Here is a 15,979-nt window from a genome sequence, read left to right on the forward strand (position 1 = left end):
GGGCCGGGCCTGCTGGCCAATTTCCAACCGCCGTTCACCGTCGCAGCCACCACCGTATTCGCGGGTAAACCCGCTCCTACAGGGGGCACACATCTAGGGTTGGGCACAGGCCGTTGTAGGGGCGGGTTCACCCGCGAAGAGGCCGATACAGGCTCAAGCGGGCGTCAACTGCAACCCGCGCCACTCAAAGGCGACCGGGGCCAGTACCTGATCGATCTGCGCTTCCTGCCACAGCTGCGCCATGCGCTTGCCCACCCCCGGATGCACCAGGTCGGGTGCCAGCAACGACAGTGGCCACAGCACAAAGGCATTCTTCAGGATCTCGGCCCGGGGCAGCACCAGCCCATCGAAGGTACCGTGCAAATCGCCATACATCAGCACGTCGATATCCAGCGGCAACCCCTTGCGGTCCGGTGCATAGCGGCCATTGTCGGCCTCGATGAACTTCAGCCGGCGGTCCAGCTCGATCAACGGCAACGCGGTTTGCCCGGTCACCACGAAGTTGATGAACGGCCCGCTCTTGATGCCCACCGCCTGGCTTTCGAAGGCCGGCGAACAGCGCATGTCAGTCAGGATGCCAGCCAACGCATCGAGCCCGGCGCACAAATGCGCCTCACGGTCGATGTTGCTGCCCAGTCCCAGGTAAACCGTGCTCAGAGACATCCGCGCTCGATCTCCACGCCTACACCACCAAGGGCCGCCGGCACCGCGCCCGGCTTGGTCAGCTTCAACCGCACCCAGGGGATGTGGAACTCGTCCATCAGGGTTGCCACCAGGCGCTCGGCAAATGTCTCAACCAGCTCGAAACGGGCCTGTTCGGCAAACGCCTGGATGCGCGCCGACACACTGGCATAGTCCAGCGCCAGGTTCAGGTCGTCTCCGGCGGCGGCCGGGCGGTTGTCCCAGGCAAAGCTCAGGTCCAGGCGCAAGCACTGGCGAATATCCCGCTCCCAGTCATAGGCACCGATGACGGTATCGACTTCCAGGCCTTCGATGAACACTCTGTCCAAGCACTTCTCTCCACAGCACGACAAGGGCGACTGGCGCCGTTAGAATCAGGGCGTCCTCGCCCGGAATAGTTAGCATGTTTTGGTTACTGGCGTTGCTCGCCTACCTGCTCGGCTCGCTGTCCTTCGCCATTGTTCTCAGCCGCCTCTCGGGCAGCCCGGACCCGCGTTCCAGCGGTTCAGGCAATGCCGGCGCCACCAACATGCTACGCCTGGCAGGCCGTAAACTGGCGATCCTGACCCTGCTAGGCGACCTGTGCAAGGGCCTTTTGCCGGTATTGCTCGCCCGCGCTGCCGGGCTGGACCTGCACGCGCAGGCCTGGGTGGGCATATGCGCGGTGCTGGGCCATCTGTTCCCCCTGTACTTCCGTTTCAAGGGCGGCAAGGGCGTGGCGACAGCAGCCGGCATGCTCATGGGCCTGTATTTCCCGGCAGCGCTGCTGGCCATCGGCGCCTGGCTGCTGACCTTCTACCTCACGCGCACCAGCTCACTGGCGGCACTGATTGCCACGCCACTCACCTTGCCGTTGCTGGCCTGGCGCGAGCCGGAGGCCCTGCTACCGATCAGCGTACTGACAGTGATGATCGTGTGGCGCCACCGCAACAACCTGCGCGACTTGTTTGCAGGGCGCGAACGCCACTTCTGAACCTTCGACGCCCTACCTTACAGCGGCGGCAACTGCTCCATCGGCCAGCGTGCCTGCACGCTGATCCCCAGGTCTTGCTGCTGCCCGGCCAACAGGCGCTGGCAACCGGCATAGGCGATCATCGCACCATTGTCGGTACAGAATTGCGGGCGCGCGTAGTACACGTTGCCCTTGATGCCACCGAGCATGTCCTCCAGGGACGCGCGCAGGGCCTTGTTGGCACTCACGCCACCCGCGATGACCAGGCGCTTTAGGCCGGTCTGCTTGAGCGCCCGCTTGCACTTGATGGTCAAAGTCTCCACCACCGCCTGCTGGAATGCCAGAGACAGGTCGCAACGGGTTTGCTCACTGTCGTCGCCAGCATTCTTGCATTGCTGCCAGGTGTTCAGGGCGAAGGTCTTGAGGCCACTGAAGCTGAATTCCAGGCCTGGCCGATCGGTCATTGGCCGTGGGAACACGAAGCGCCCGGCCACACCTTGTTCGGCCAGACGCGCGATTTCCGGACCACCGGGATAATTGAGGCCGATCAGCTTGGCGGTCTTGTCGAACGCTTCACCGGCAGCATCGTCCAGGCTCTCGCCCAACAGTTCGTATTGACCGATGCCATCGACCCGAACCAGCTGGGTATGGCCACCGGAAACCAACAAAGCGACGAACGGAAACTCCGGCGGGTTTTCTTCCAGCATGGGCGCCAGCAGGTGGCCCTCCATGTGATGCACACCGATCGCCGGGATGTCCCAGGCAAAGGCCAGCGCCTGGGCGCAGGATGCGCCCACCAGCAAGGCGCCGACCAGGCCGGGGCCCGCGGTGTAGGCGATAGCGTCGATTTCGGTGGCAACGCAACCTGCCTCGTCCAGCACCTGGCGGATGAGCGGCAGCATGCGCTTGACGTGATCACGCGAGGCAAGCTCAGGCACCACGCCACCGAAGGCGCGGTGCAGGTCGATCTGGCTGAACAGTGCGTCGGCCAACAAACCGCGTTCACTGTCGTATAATGCGACACCAGTTTCGTCGCAGGATGTTTCCAATCCCAGTACTAGCATGGGCTCGTCCCTTGTGGGGGCTGAATTCGAAGCCGCGCATGATAGTCCCCGTGTCGGGTGCCGACCAGCGGTTTTCGATCAGAGGCTTTGCATTCCGGCTTGCTAAGGGTTAACATCCGCAACCCTTGAAAACCGACGTTCTCCAGCACACCTTTGTTTTGCCAGGAGCACGTCTACCCCGGTAATGAATTAAGGTAGCCCTGGATGCCAGCCGTCAAAGTTAAAGAGAACGAACCCTTCGACGTAGCTCTGCGTCGTTTCAAGCGCTCCTGCGAAAAAGCCGGTGTACTGGCTGAAGTTCGTAGCCGCGAGTTTTACGAGAAGCCGACCGCAGAGCGTAAGCGCAAAGCAGCTGCTGCTGTTAAGCGTCACGCCAAGAAAGTTCAGCGCGAACAGCGCCGCGCCGTTCGTCTGTACTAATACAGGCGTTCAACGCAAAGCTTCTGCCCTGCCCGGCTAACCCCCGGGCGATGGCAGTGGTCGCTTCAAACTTGAGCAGCTAGCTCAAGGCCCTGCACAAGCTTCATGCGAACTGCATCATGGGCAACCTGCCTGAAACGTCAGAGCTGGTCCTCCTTGCTGTATGACCAGACGTGCACGTCCGACTGACGAGCCCTTAGGGGCTGGCGACGAGCACATTCCCTCGCACTTCCCCAAGCAGCACTCGCCCCCTTCGGCGCGTGAGCGATTAGACTTGCCAGTTGCCAGATAACGAGACTGCCATGGCCGGGCTGATTCCCCAGAGTTTCATTGACGACCTGATCAACCGCCTCGACATCGTCGACGTGGTGAGTTCGCGCGTCCAGCTGAAAAAAACCGGCAAGAACTACTCCGCCTGCTGCCCGTTCCACAAAGAAAAAACCCCGTCCTTCACGGTCAGCCCCGACAAGCAGTTCTACTACTGCTTCGGTTGTGGCGCCGGTGGCAACGCCTTGGGCTTTGTCATGGACCACGACAACCTGGACTTCCCCCAGGCCGTCGAGGAACTGGCCCGCGCCGCGGGCATGGAAGTGCCCCGCGAGCAAGGCCGCCGCGACCAGAAGCCGCGCCAGCCGACGGACTCGCCACTGTATCCGCTACTGGACGCCGCCTCGGAGTTCTACCGCCAGGCCCTGCGCAGCCACCCGTCCCGCAAGGCAGCGGTGGACTACCTCAAGGGCCGCGGCCTGTCCGGGGAAATTGCCCGCGACTTCGGCCTGGGCTTTGCCCCGCCCGGCTGGGACAACCTGCTCAAGCACCTGGGTGCCGACACCTTGCAGCAGAAGGTGATGATCGATGCCGGCCTGCTGATCGAAAACGCCGAGAGCGGCAAGCGCTACGACCGCTTCCGCGACCGGGTGATGTTCCCGATACGTGACAGCCGCGGGCGCATCATCGCCTTCGGTGGCCGGGTGCTCGGCGACGACAAGCCCAAGTACCTGAACTCCCCGGAAACCCCGGTGTTCCACAAGGGGCAGGAGCTGTACGGGCTGTACGAGGCACGCAAGCACAACCGCAACCTCGACGAGATCATCGTCGTCGAGGGCTACATGGACGTCATTGCCCTGGCCCAGCAAGGCCTGCGCAATGCCGTGGCCACCCTTGGCACCGCCACCAGCGAAGAGCACCTGAAGCGCCTGTTCCGCGTGGTGCCCAGCGTGCTGTTCTGTTTTGACGGCGACCAGGCCGGGCGCAAGGCCGCCTGGCGCGCACTGGAATCGACATTGTCGAACCTGCAGGACGGCCGTCGCGCGCGCTTCCTGTTCCTGCCCGAAGGCGAAGACCCGGACAGCCTGGTGCGCGCCGAAGGTACCGACGCCTTCATGGCCCGCATCAACCAGCACGCCCAACCGCTGGCCGACTACTTCTTCGAGCAACTTGGCGTCGAAGCCGACCCGCGCTCACTGGAAGGCAAGGCGCATATGGCGACCTTGGCCGCACCGCTGATCGAAAAAATCCCCGGCGCCAACCTGCGCCAGCTAATGCGCAACCGCCTGAGGGAAATCACCGGCCTCGACCCGCAGCAGGTCGAGCAGTTGGCGCAACACGCCCCGACGGGCAGCAGCGTGCCGGACTACGACCCTGGCTACGACTACGATGCCATGGCCAGCTACACCCCCGACTACGGCGACATGCCGCAGCACGACTTTGCCCCCGTTCATCAGGAGCAGGCATGGAAACCCAACAAGGGTGGCAGCAAGAAGCCGTGGAGCGACAAGCCCTGGGACAAGAACCGCAAGGGCGGCAAGCCCTGGCAACAACGCGACGAAGCACCTCCCCGCGTGCCAGCACCGGTCGAGCCGCCCACCCTGGCCGCCCTGCGAACCCTGCTGCACCATCCGCTGCTGGCCGGCAAGGTGGAGGATGCCAGCCACTTCGCCGACGAAGAACACCTGTACAGCCAACTGCTGGTTGCACTGATCGAAGCCGCGCAGAAAAATCCTGGGCTAAGCTCAATGCAGTTGATCGCACGCTGGCATGGCACCGAACAGGGCCGCCTGCTGCGGGCCCTGGCGGAAAAGGAATGGCTTATCGTGGCCGACAACCTTGAACAACAGTTTTTCGACACCATAACTAGCTTGTCCGCCCGCCAACGCGAGCGCAGCCTGGAACAATTGCTCAGGAAATCACGTCAAAGCGAATTGACCAGCGAGGAAAAAACCCAGCTCCTCGCCCTGCTGAGCCGAAATGTTCCCGCACAAACGCCGACCTCATCTGGCGCGTGAGGCCCATGCTCGGGTATAATCCTCGGCTTGTTTTTTGCCCGCCAAGACCTTCAGTGGATAGGGTGTTATGTCCGGAAAAGCGCAACAGCAGTCTCGTATCAAAGAGTTGATCACCCGCGGTCGTGAGCAGGGCTACCTGACTTACGCGGAGGTCAACGACCACCTGCCTGAGGATATTTCAGATCCGGAACAGGTGGAAGACATCATCCGCATGATCAACGACATGGGGATCAACGTATTCGAGAGTGCTCCGGATGCGGATGCCCTTCTGTTGGCGGAAGCCGACACCGATGAAGCCGCGGCCGAAGAAGCCGCTGCTGCGTTGGCGGCAGTTGAAACCGATATCGGCCGCACGACCGACCCGGTGCGCATGTACATGCGCGAAATGGGTACTGTCGAGCTGCTGACCCGCGAAGGCGAGATCGAAATCGCCAAGCGTATCGAGGAAGGCATTCGTGAAGTCATGGGCGCTATCGCTCACTTCCCGGGCACTGTCGACTACATTCTCGGCGAATATGACCGCGTCACTACCGAGGGTGGCCGCCTGTCGGACGTTCTCAGCGGTTACATCGACCCTGACGACAACATTGCCGCGCCAACCGAAGAAGTGCCGATCCCTGGCGCCAAGGCCGCTGCGGCGAAGGAAGAGTCCGACGACGACGAAGAAGAGTCCGAAAGCGGTGACGACGAGGAAGAGGCCGAGAGCGGCCCGGATCCGGTCGTCGCGGCCCAGCGCTTCGGTGCGGTATCCGATCAGCTTCAGGTAACCTCCAAGGTCCTGAAGAAAAATGGTCGTAACCACAAGGAAAGCATCGAGGCCCTGCAGGCCCTGGCTGACCTGTTCATGCCGATCAAGCTGGTACCGAAGCAGTTCGAGGTACTGGTCGAGCGTGTACGTGACGCCCTGAGCCGTCTGCGACAGCAAGAACGCGCCATCATGCAGCTGTGCGTACGTGACGCCCGCATGCCGCGAGCCGACTTCCTGCGCATGTTCCCGAGCAACGAAACCGACCAGACCTGGAGCGGTGACCTGGCCAAGCGTAACACCAAGTGGGCAGCCGCCCTGGGTGAAAAGAACGCTGCCATCGTCGCTTGCCAGCAGAAGCTGATCGACCTTGAGACCGAAACCGGCCTGACCGTTGCCGAGATCAAGGAAATCAACCGTCGCATGTCGATCGGTGAAGCCAAGGCCCGCCGCGCCAAGAAAGAAATGGTCGAGGCGAACCTGCGTCTGGTGATTTCCATCGCCAAGAAGTACACCAACCGTGGCCTGCAGTTCCTCGACCTGATCCAGGAAGGCAACATCGGCTTGATGAAAGCGGTGGACAAGTTCGAATACCGTCGCGGCTACAAGTTCTCGACCTATGCCACCTGGTGGATCCGTCAGGCGATCACCCGTTCGATCGCCGACCAGGCACGCACCATCCGGATTCCGGTGCACATGATCGAGACGATCAACAAGCTCAACCGTATTTCCCGCCAGATGCTGCAGGAAATGGGTCGTGAACCGACGCCGGAAGAGCTGGGCGAGCGCATGGAAATGCCTGAGGACAAGATCCGCAAGGTACTGAAGATCGCCAAAGAGCCGATCTCCATGGAAACCCCGATCGGTGACGACGAAGATTCGCACCTGGGCGACTTCATCGAGGACTCCACCATGCAGTCCCCGATCGATGTAGCCACGGTCGAAAGCCTCAAGGAAGCCACCCGTGACGTGCTCTCGGGCCTGACTGCACGCGAAGCCAAGGTGCTGCGCATGCGTTTCGGTATCGACATGAACACCGACCACACCCTCGAAGAGGTGGGCAAGCAGTTTGACGTAACGCGTGAGCGGATCCGTCAGATCGAAGCGAAGGCGTTGCGCAAACTGCGCCACCCGACTCGCAGCGAGCACCTGCGCTCCTTCCTCGACGAGTGATGACAAAACCCCGGCCCAGGCCGGGGTTTTTCTTTAGTGGCCCGCCACATAAAGCCCCCCTTCCGTTGCACGCCTGCAGCAATGCCCGTCTACACTCGACTTCAGACCACCTGAGTGCGAGGCTGCCATGTCCCTGAAGCCGGCCATTCTGTTGCTGATCCTGATTCTGTGGAACACAACGGCCGGCGCCCTGACCCTGACAGATGAGGAGAAAACCTGGCTGGCTGCCCACCCGCAGCTCAACCTGGGCGTAGACGCCTCTTGGCCACCGTTCGAGTTTCGCGACCAGGAGGGCCGTTACCAGGGATTGGCCGCCGACTACATCGCCATGATCCAGCAGCGCCTGGGTGTGACGTTCAAACCGGTCGAACCCAGCAGCTGGACCGAGGTGCTGGCGCAGGCGCGGGAAAGCCGTATCGACCTGCTGCCCGGCATCATGTCCACCCCGGAACGCCAGGGCTTCCTGGCCTTCACTCGCCCATACCTCGACTTCCCCATTGTCATCCTCGCGCACAAAGGCGGCGCACAACCGCGAAAGCTGGCTGACCTGTACGGCCTGAAAATCGCCGTGGTAGAAAACTACGCCCCGCACGAGTTGCTGCGCACCCACCACCCGGACCTCAACCTGGTTGCCCTGCCAAACGTCAGCTCCACGCTGCAAGCCCTGGCCACCGACCAGGTGGATGCCGTGGTCGGCGACCTCGCTTCCAGTATCTGGAGCCTGCGCCAACTCAAGCTCGAAGGCCTCTACGTCAGCGGCGAAACGCCCTACCGTTATCAGCTGGCGATGGCCGTCCCCCGCGACAAGAGCGTGCTGGTCGGCATTCTCGATAAAGTGATGGCCGACATGAGCAGCAGCGAAATCAGCCAGATCCAGCAGCACTGGGTAGGCAATGTGGTCGACCAGCGGATGTTCTGGTCCGACATGCTGGTGTATGGCCTGCCAGCGGTGCTGTTGCTGATGGCTGTACTGGCAGCGGTCATTCGCATCAACCGCCGGCTCAGCTCGGAAATTTCCCGGCGCATCGCCCTGGAGCAAGAGCTGCGCAGCAGCGAATACCACTATCGCGGCCTGGTCGAGAGCCTGTCAGCCATCGCCTGGGAAGCCGATGCCAACGACTTCACCTACAGCTACGTTTCCCCCCATGCCGAGGACCTGCTCGGCTACCCATTGAGTGACTGGCTCAGGCCCGGTTTCTGGCGCAGCATCCTGCACCCGGAGGACGCGCTCTGGGCCCAGGCCTACTGCGACAGCGAGACCGCAGCGGGGCGGGACCACAGCCTGGACTACCGGGTGATCCGGGCTGACGGCCAGCCCCTCTGGGTACGCAACATCGTCAGCATGATCGAACACGGCCACCAGCCCGTGATGCGCGGGCTGATGATCGACATCAGCGAAACCAAGCGCACTGAGGACGCCCTGCGCCTGTCCGAACAGAAGTTCGCCTCGGTATTCCAGCAGTGCCCCGATATCTTGCTGATCGCCCGCCACAGCGATGGCTGCCTGCTGGAGGTAAACGAGGCGTTTGAAGAGCAGATCGGCCTGCCGCCAGACCAGGTCATTGGCCGCACCGCCACCGACCTTGACCTTTGGGGCATAGAAGGCAGTGGCCCGCTCCTGCTTGAAAGATTGCACCAAGGTGGTATCCGCAACCTGGAAATGAGCTTCCGCCGCAGCAACGGCCAACTGTTCACCGGCCTGACTTCGGCCGAAACCTTCGAACTGGACGGCACGCCCGCGCTGGTTGTGGCAGTACGCGACATCAGCCAGCTGAAGGAGACCCAGCAGCAGCTGCAAACTTCAGAAGAAAAGTTCGCAAAGGCCTTCCACGCCTCGCCCGACGGCCTGCTGCTGTCGCGCCAGAGCGACGGGTTGCTGCTGGAGGTGAACGAGGGCTTCTGCCGCCTCACCGGCTACGCCCTCAACCCAACCATCGACCAGACCTCGCTGGACCTGGGCATCTGGGTCGACCTCAACGAGCGCAAACGCCTGGTCGACCAGCTCAACCGCGACGGCTTCGTGCGCGACTTCACCTGCCATATCCGTCGCAGCGACGGGCAGATCCGCCTTTGCGAGCTGTCCGCCCGCCCCCTGCCGATTACCGGCGTCGACTGCATGCTGACCATCGCCCGCGACATCACCGAGCGTCACCTGATGCAAGAAAAGCTGCAACTGGCCGCCACCGTGTTCGAGAACACTGCCGAAGGCGTGTTGATCACCGACATTGACCAGCGCATCAGTGCCGTCAACCGCGCCTTCAGTGAAATCACCGGCTACAGCGAGATCGAAGCCCTCGGCCAGACCCCGCGCCTGCTCGCCTCTGGCCAGCACGACAGCGCTTTCTATCTGGCCATGTGGCACCAGCTTACCGACGAGGGCCACTGGCAGGGCGAAATCTACAACAAGCGCAAGAACGGCGAACTTTACCCAAGCTGGCTGACCATCAGTGCCGTGCGCAACAGCGACCGCGAGATCACCCACTTCGTGGCGGTTTTTGCAGACATCTCCAGCATCAAGCACGCCCAGGCCAAACTCGACTATCAGGCCCACCACGACCCGCTGACCGGCCTGCCCAATCGCACCCTGTTCGAAAACCGGCTGCAGGGCGTACTCACCTGCGCGCAAGTCTCCAACCGCCAAGGCGCAGTGCTGTTCCTGGACCTCGACCGCTTCAAGCACATCAACGACAGCCTTGGCCACCCGGTCGGTGACCTGCTGCTCAAGGGCATCGCCCAGCGCTTGAAAGAGCAGGTACGCGACGTTGACACCGTAGCCCGCCTGGGTGGCGACGAATTCATTATTCTGCTGCCCGGCCTGCACAAGCCCAGTGACGCCAGCACTATCGCCAACAAGCTACTGGCCTGCTTCAACGCACCGTTCCAGGCCGGCGAGCACGAGTTTTTCACCAGCGCCAGCATCGGCATCAGTCTTTACCCACAGGATGGCACCGACGTCTCCACACTGATCCGCAACGCCGACGCCGCCATGTACCGCTCCAAGGCCAAAGGCCGTAACCGCGTCGAAGCCTACACCCGCGACCTCACCGCCCAGGCCAGCGAGCGCATCGCCCTGGAGCATGAACTGCGCCGGGCCGTCGAACGCAACGAAATGAGCCTGTGCTTCCAGCCCAAGCTCAGCCTTAAAACCCAGAGCCTGGTGGGTGCTGAAGCGCTGATCCGCTGGAGCCACCCGACCTTTGGTGAGGTACCGCCGGAACACTTCATCCACCTGGCGGAAGAGAACGGCACCATCCTGCAGCTCGGCGACTGGGTACTGGAGCAAGCCTGCCGGCAGATGCAGGCCTGGAAGCAGCACTATGAACCCTTCGGCCCGCTGTCGATCAACCTTGCCGGCGCCCAGCTGCGCCACCCACACCTGGCACGGCGCATCGAACAACTGCTCAAGCACCATCAGTTGAAGGCCGGTGACCTGCAGTTGGAAATCACCGAAAACTTCATCATGAGCCAGGCAGAAGAGGCCCTGGCCGTGCTGTACCAGTTGAAGAAACTCGGCGTACAGCTGGCCATCGACGACTTTGGCACCGGCTATTCGTCGCTGAGCTACCTGAAGCGCCTGCCGCTGGACATCCTCAAGATCGACAAGTCGTTCATCCGCGGCCTGCCCGACGACCCACACGACGCCGCCATCGCCCGGGCGATCATTGCCTTGGGCCGCAGCATGCAGTTGACCATCATTGCCGAAGGCGTGGAAAACCAGGCCCAGCAGCGTTTTCTGGCGGCCGAGGGCTGCGAGCAGATCCAGGGCTACATCGTCAGCCTCCCGCTACCACCAGAGGAATTCGCAGCCGCGTTTCTTCGCATAGCACTATCGGATCTTTCAGATGGCACAGGTGCGAAACCCTCGTTATAATCCGCCCACTTACTGAGGGCCTATAGCTCAGTTGGTTAGAGCAGAGGACTCATAATCCTTTGGTCCACGGTTCGAGTCCGTGTGGGCCCACCAGCTTAGAAGCCGCGCACTGCGCGGCTTTTTCATGCCCGCAAGAAATAAATGGTCAGGGGGGTGTACATCCAGCGCAGCGGCGCCGAGCGCATGACCTTGGAAGTGGCGCTGAGACACTATCTCAGCGAAATCAGCCCCACCAAGAAGCCGATCACCCAGCACGCCGATAATCGCGGAAAGGCGCCCTATCGATACTTCAAGCCAAACACCCTAGCTTGAGGATCAGACAATGAGCCGAATAGCCGCCATAATCAGCTCACAAAATGAGCCGAATATGCTCGCTAATCGGCTCACAGATGAGCAAGCCTATGAATGAACCTGGGCCTGCCCCGTGACAACGGACGCCAAGAAGCTGGCTACAGAGCCAACTGCCTCAAGTCTTTGCGTATTCGTTCGGTGCGCTCATCACTGGCGCGGCGCCTGGGGATAAACGAAGAAGGCCGCACCACTGCACGATCCAGTCCATCGGGCGAGGCCATCTACTATGGGCAAACCCATAAGAACCCTCCCAGTCTGCTCCACCACCCCCTCTGCCAACGTCCACAAATGTACCGCTGTTGGTTAACCCCCTCCCGGACGCATCTCGACCTGTCGCGGGTTGTAGAAGGTAATGCCAGGCGGAATGTCCCGCGTAACCAACGACATCGCGCCAATCACCACGTCATCGCCAATGTCGATACGATCAGCAACGATGCAACTGTTGGCGCCCATGCTGACGTTGTCGCCAATGCGCAGGGCGTACTCATCCAGCCCCAGGGTCTTGATGCCGATCGAGCAGTTCTGCCGGACGAAGAAATTGCGCCCGATGCTGACGTACCGGGTAATCACCACCCCAGGCAGGTGCGCGATGCGCAGGCCGGGGGCGATCTGGGCGCAGATGTCGATGTCTATGGCGTACTTTAGGTTGAGCCGCTGCTGCATGCGCCTGGCGTGGCGCCGGGCCAGGCCGCCGCGGGCGTCGAGGTACTGGGCCAGGCGATAGGCGAAGAGAAAACGTAGTTTGTTGTCCTTGCGTGCGCGGCGCAGCACGTTGAACAGTAGGCTGATACGGCGTCCGGGCCTTTTCTTGTTGGCGACTTCCAGTCGCCAGCATTCGAGCAGGTGGTCGAGGTTCACGCTGAGGTTCCCGTTGGACTACCGCTTCATCATGCCGAATTAGTGCCGAAGACGCAGCCTTCAGAGATACGCGGCCGTTCTCACAGAAAGTGCCAAACCGACGCCATCAACGGTGATCGACTGCACCTGGCCTTGCCCTGATTGGCACAGGCTGGCTAGGCTAGCGGGCCAACCGTAGAGACTCGCCATGTCGGATTCCCGCTCCATCACGCTGGATGAAATCGATCGCCAGCTGATCGCCCTGCTGCAAATCAACGCCCGCGAAAGCGTCGCCACCCTCGCCCGCCAGTTGGGCATCGCCCGCACCACCGTCAATTCGCGCCTGGAGCGGCTGGAGAAAAACAAGGTTATCTCCGGCTATGGCGTACGCCTGGGCCAGAGTGTGATAGGCGGCGGGTTGCAGGCGTATGTCGGGATCAAGGTACAGCCGCGTTCCGGCAAGGACGTGGTGCGGCGCCTGAGTGCCATGGGCCAGGTGCAGCAGCTGTGTGCGGTAAGCGGCGAATTCGACTATGTGGCCTGGCTGCGTACGGACTCGCCCGAGCAGCTGGATCAGTTGCTCGACCAGATTGGCAGTGTCGACGGGGTGGAGAAAACCACCACGTCGATCATTCTCAGCAGCAAGGTGGACCGTGGACAGCCGCTTTGAACGGACTGGCGCTCGGGTGGGGTTATCGATGAGGCCGGTTGTAGGAGCGTGTTTACCCGCGAATGGGGCAGAGAATCTACCGACGCATTCGCGGGTAAACCCGCTCCTACAAAGGGCCAGGGCGGTTTTTGAATTACCTCGACCGGCTGCTTCGTCTTAATGAACATGAGCTTAATCATTACGACGAAACTAACTACATTCAGACAACACTCTGCACCTTAATTACGAACACCCCACTCCCTAAAATGACAGCCAGGCATCTCCTATACTCAGGCTCCGCTCCTCGCGCAGCCTCTCTGGCAAGGTCATTTCATGAACAAGAAGAACCGCCACCCCGCCGACGGCAAGAAGCCAATCACCATTTTCGGCCCGGACTTCCCTTTTGCTTTCGACGACTGGCTGGAACACCCGGCAGGCCTGGGCAGCATTCCGGCTGAGCGCCATGGGGAAGAGGTGGCCATTGTCGGTGCCGGTATCGCCGGCCTGGTAGCGGCCTACGAGCTGATGAAGCTGGGCCTCAAGCCGGTGGTGTACGAGGCGTCCAGGCTGGGCGGCCGGCTGCGCTCGCAAGCCTTCAATGGCACTGACGGGATCGTTGCCGAGCTGGGTGGCATGCGCTTCCCGGTGTCGTCCACCGCCTTCTACCACTACGTCGACAAGCTGGGCCTGGAAACCAAACCCTTCCCCAACCCGCTGACCCCGGCTTCGGGCAGCACAGTGATCGACCTGGAAGGCCAGACCTACTACGCCGAGAAGCCCACCGACCTGCCGCAACTGTTTCATGAGGTCGCCGACGCCTGGGCCGATGCGCTGGAGAGCGGTGCGCAGTTCGCCGATATCCAGCAGGCCATCCGCGACCGTGATGTACCGCGCCTGAAGGAACTCTGGAACAAGCTGGTGCCGCTGTGGGACGACCGCACCTTCTACGACTTCGTCGCCACCTCGCGCTCTTTTGCCAAGCTGAGCTTCCAGCACCGAGAAGTGTTCGGCCAGGTCGGTTTCGGCACCGGCGGTTGGGACTCGGACTTCCCCAACTCGATGCTGGAAATCTTCCGCGTGGTGATGACCAACTGCGACGACCACCAGCACCTGGTGGTCGGGGGCGTGGAACAAGTGCCACAGGGCATCTGGCGCCACGTACCGGAACGCTGCGTGCATTGGCCAGAGGGCACCAGCCTGAGCACGCTGCATGGCGGCGCACCACGTACCGGGGTCAAGCGCATTGCCCGCGCCGCCGATGGCCGCCTGGCGGTCACCGACAACTGGGGCGATACCCGCCACTACAGCGCAGTACTCGCCACCTGCCAGACCTGGTTGCTGACCACCCAGATCGACTGCGAGGAATCGCTGTTCTCGCAAAAGATGTGGATGGCCCTGGACCGTACCCGCTACATGCAGTCGTCGAAAACCTTCGTCATGGTCGACCGCCCGTTCTGGAAGGACAAGGACCCGGAAACCGGCCGTGACTTGCTGAGCATGACCCTCACCGATCGACTCACCCGCGGCACTTACCTGTTCGACAACGGCAACGACAAGCCCGGGGTGATCTGCCTGTCGTACTCGTGGATGAGCGACGCACTGAAGATGCTGCCGCACCCGGTGGAAAAGCGCGTGCAACTGGCCTTGGATGCGCTGAAGAAGATCTACCCGAAGACCGATATCGCCGGCCATATCATCGGCGACCCGATCACGGTTTCCTGGGAGGCCGACCCGTACTTCCTCGGCGCCTTCAAAGGCGCGCTTCCCGGCCATTACCGCTACAACCAGCGCATGTACGCGCACTTCATGCAGCAGGACATGCCAGCGGAGCAGCGCGGTATCTTCATTGCCGGGGACGACGTGTCATGGACCCCCGCCTGGGTTGAAGGCGCGGTGCAGACGTCGCTGAATGCGGTGTGGGGTATCATGAACCACTTGGGTGGCCACACCCACCCCGACAACCCAGGCCCAGGCGATGTGTTCAACGAAATCGGCCCGATCGCCCTGGCGGATTGAGACAAGGAGGCACCATGCGCATCGCTCTGTACCAAGGTGCACCCAAGCCACTGGACGTGCCCGGCAACCTGCAACGGCTGCGCCACCAGGCGCAGCTGGCGGCCGCACAAGGCGCCCGGTTGCTGGTCTGCCCGGAGATGTTCCTGACCGGCTACAACATCGGCCTGGCCCAGGTCGAGCGCCTGGCCGAGGCCGCCGATGGCCCGGCAGCCATGACCGTGGTGGAAATCGCCCAGGCGCATCGCATCGCCATTGTCTATGGCTACCCGGAGCGCGGCGATGACGGGGCGATCTACAACAGCGTGCAGTTGATCGATGCGCATGGCCGCAGCCTGAGCAATTACCGCAAGACCCACCTGTTCGGTGAACTGGACCGCTCAATGTTCAGCCCAGGCGCCGACCACTTCCCGGTAGTGGAACTGGAAGGCTGGAAGGTTGGCCTGCTGATCTGCTACGACATCGAGTTCCCGGAGAACGCCCGGCGCCTGGCGCTGGATGGCGCCGAGCTGATCCTGGTGCCGACGGCGAACATGACGCCGTACGACTTTACCTGCCAGGTGACCGTGAGGGCACGGGCGCAGGAAAACCAGTGCTACCTGGTATATGCCAACTACTGCGGCGCGGAAGACGAGATCCAGTATTGCGGGCAGAGCAGCATCATCGGCCCGGATGGCAGTTTACTGGCCATGGCTGGGCGGGATGAGTGCCAGTTGTTGGCAGAGCTGGAACATGAACGGGTGGTGCAGGGGCGCATGGCGTTTCCCTACCTGATCGACTTGCGCCAGGAACTGCACCTGCGTAAAGGCTGACAGGGGCCGCTATGCGGCCCATTCGCGGGCACGCCCGCTCCCACGGGATCTGCGCTGCCTTTCATACCGGCGCCATACCCCGCGAATAGGCCGAGCCTGCAAACAAATCGGTTAGCATGGAAAGCC

Annotated in this window: 12 protein-coding genes, 1 tRNA gene and 1 pseudogene; 10 read left to right on the forward strand and 4 right to left on the reverse strand. The window is 62.0% G+C overall.

The window, feature by feature from the left end:
• Window positions 1–153: 153 nt before the first annotated feature.
• Both folK and folB read right to left on the reverse strand, forming a co-directional pair.
• Window positions 154–663: a 2-amino-4-hydroxy-6-hydroxymethyldihydropteridine diphosphokinase gene (folK, locus tag ACF8RA_RS15740; protein ID WP_209968398.1), complete on the reverse strand. Its 510-nt coding sequence runs from the start codon at window positions 661–663 to the stop codon at window positions 154–156.
• Window positions 654–1,010: a dihydroneopterin aldolase gene (gene folB, locus ACF8RA_RS15745; RefSeq protein ID WP_176683508.1), complete on the reverse strand. Its 357-nt coding sequence runs from the start codon at window positions 1,008–1,010 to the stop codon at window positions 654–656. Before folB ends, folK begins: the two co-directional genes overlap by 10 nt.
• A 74-nt stretch (window positions 1,011–1,084) precedes the next feature.
• Here folB and plsY point away from each other — a divergent pair, with 74 nt between their 5' ends.
• Window positions 1,085–1,654 carry a glycerol-3-phosphate 1-O-acyltransferase PlsY gene (gene plsY, locus ACF8RA_RS15750; protein ID WP_014589441.1) on the forward strand — a complete coding sequence of 190 codons (570 nt, stop codon included), beginning with the start codon at window positions 1,085–1,087 and terminating at the stop codon, window positions 1,652–1,654.
• Between the two features lie 17 nt (window positions 1,655–1,671).
• Here the strand turns inward: plsY and tsaD are convergent, their stop codons facing one another.
• Window positions 1,672–2,697 (reverse strand): tRNA (adenosine(37)-N6)-threonylcarbamoyltransferase complex transferase subunit TsaD, encoded by a 1,026-nt coding sequence (gene tsaD / locus ACF8RA_RS15755; RefSeq protein ID WP_176683509.1) that lies wholly within the window; start codon window positions 2,695–2,697, stop codon window positions 1,672–1,674.
• 204 nt (window positions 2,698–2,901) lie between these two features.
• Between tsaD and rpsU the strand changes: the two genes are divergently transcribed.
• The 6 genes and pseudogenes from rpsU to ACF8RA_RS15785 form a co-directional block, all read left to right on the forward strand.
• A complete protein-coding gene (rpsU, locus tag ACF8RA_RS15760; protein WP_003255575.1) occupies window positions 2,902–3,117 on the forward strand; it encodes a 30S ribosomal protein S21 in 216 nt (71 codons plus the stop codon).
• Between the two features lie 302 nt (window positions 3,118–3,419).
• Window positions 3,420–5,402 carry a DNA primase gene (dnaG, locus tag ACF8RA_RS15765; protein ID WP_209968404.1) on the forward strand — a complete coding sequence of 661 codons (1,983 nt, stop codon included), beginning with the start codon at window positions 3,420–3,422 and terminating at the stop codon, window positions 5,400–5,402.
• A gap of 67 nt (window positions 5,403–5,469) precedes the next feature.
• Entirely contained in the window at window positions 5,470–7,320 is a 1,851-nt protein-coding gene (rpoD, locus tag ACF8RA_RS15770) for an RNA polymerase sigma factor RpoD (protein ID WP_176683511.1), read from the forward strand.
• A 127-nt stretch (window positions 7,321–7,447) separates the two neighbouring features.
• Complete coding sequence (locus tag ACF8RA_RS15775) at window positions 7,448–11,191, forward strand: EAL domain-containing protein (RefSeq protein WP_392461893.1); 3,744 nt, start codon at window positions 7,448–7,450, stop codon at window positions 11,189–11,191.
• Between the two features lie 16 nt (window positions 11,192–11,207).
• A tRNA-Ile gene (locus ACF8RA_RS15780) sits at window positions 11,208–11,284 on the forward strand.
• A gap of 48 nt (window positions 11,285–11,332) precedes the next feature.
• Window positions 11,333–11,452 (forward strand): annotated as a pseudogene (locus tag ACF8RA_RS15785) (site-specific integrase); the annotation flags it as partial.
• Between the two features lie 393 nt (window positions 11,453–11,845).
• On the opposite strand, the gene ACF8RA_RS15790 reads toward ACF8RA_RS15785, so the two are convergent.
• Window positions 11,846–12,400 carry a serine acetyltransferase gene (locus ACF8RA_RS15790; RefSeq protein WP_392487828.1) on the reverse strand — a complete coding sequence of 185 codons (555 nt, stop codon included), beginning with the start codon at window positions 12,398–12,400 and terminating at the stop codon, window positions 11,846–11,848.
• A gap of 187 nt (window positions 12,401–12,587) precedes the next feature.
• Here ACF8RA_RS15790 and ACF8RA_RS15795 point away from each other — a divergent pair, with 187 nt between their 5' ends.
• The 3 genes from ACF8RA_RS15795 (at window position 12,588) to ACF8RA_RS15805 (ending at window position 15,853) form a co-directional block, all read left to right on the forward strand.
• Complete coding sequence (locus tag ACF8RA_RS15795; RefSeq protein WP_003255583.1) at window positions 12,588–13,049, forward strand: Lrp/AsnC family transcriptional regulator; 462 nt, start codon at window positions 12,588–12,590, stop codon at window positions 13,047–13,049.
• Window positions 13,050–13,361: 312 nt separating this feature from the next.
• A complete protein-coding gene (locus ACF8RA_RS15800) occupies window positions 13,362–15,044 on the forward strand; it encodes an NAD(P)/FAD-dependent oxidoreductase (protein WP_209968540.1) in 1,683 nt (560 codons plus the stop codon).
• A gap of 14 nt (window positions 15,045–15,058) precedes the next feature.
• Window positions 15,059–15,853: a carbon-nitrogen hydrolase family protein gene (locus tag ACF8RA_RS15805; RefSeq protein ID WP_176683518.1), complete on the forward strand. Its 795-nt coding sequence runs from the start codon at window positions 15,059–15,061 to the stop codon at window positions 15,851–15,853.
• The last annotated feature ends 126 nt before the right edge of the window (window positions 15,854–15,979 follow it).

The organism is Pseudomonas sp. FYR_5, assembly GCF_043106315.1.
Classification (GTDB): Bacteria; Pseudomonadota; Gammaproteobacteria; order Pseudomonadales; family Pseudomonadaceae; genus Aquipseudomonas; species Aquipseudomonas putida_Y.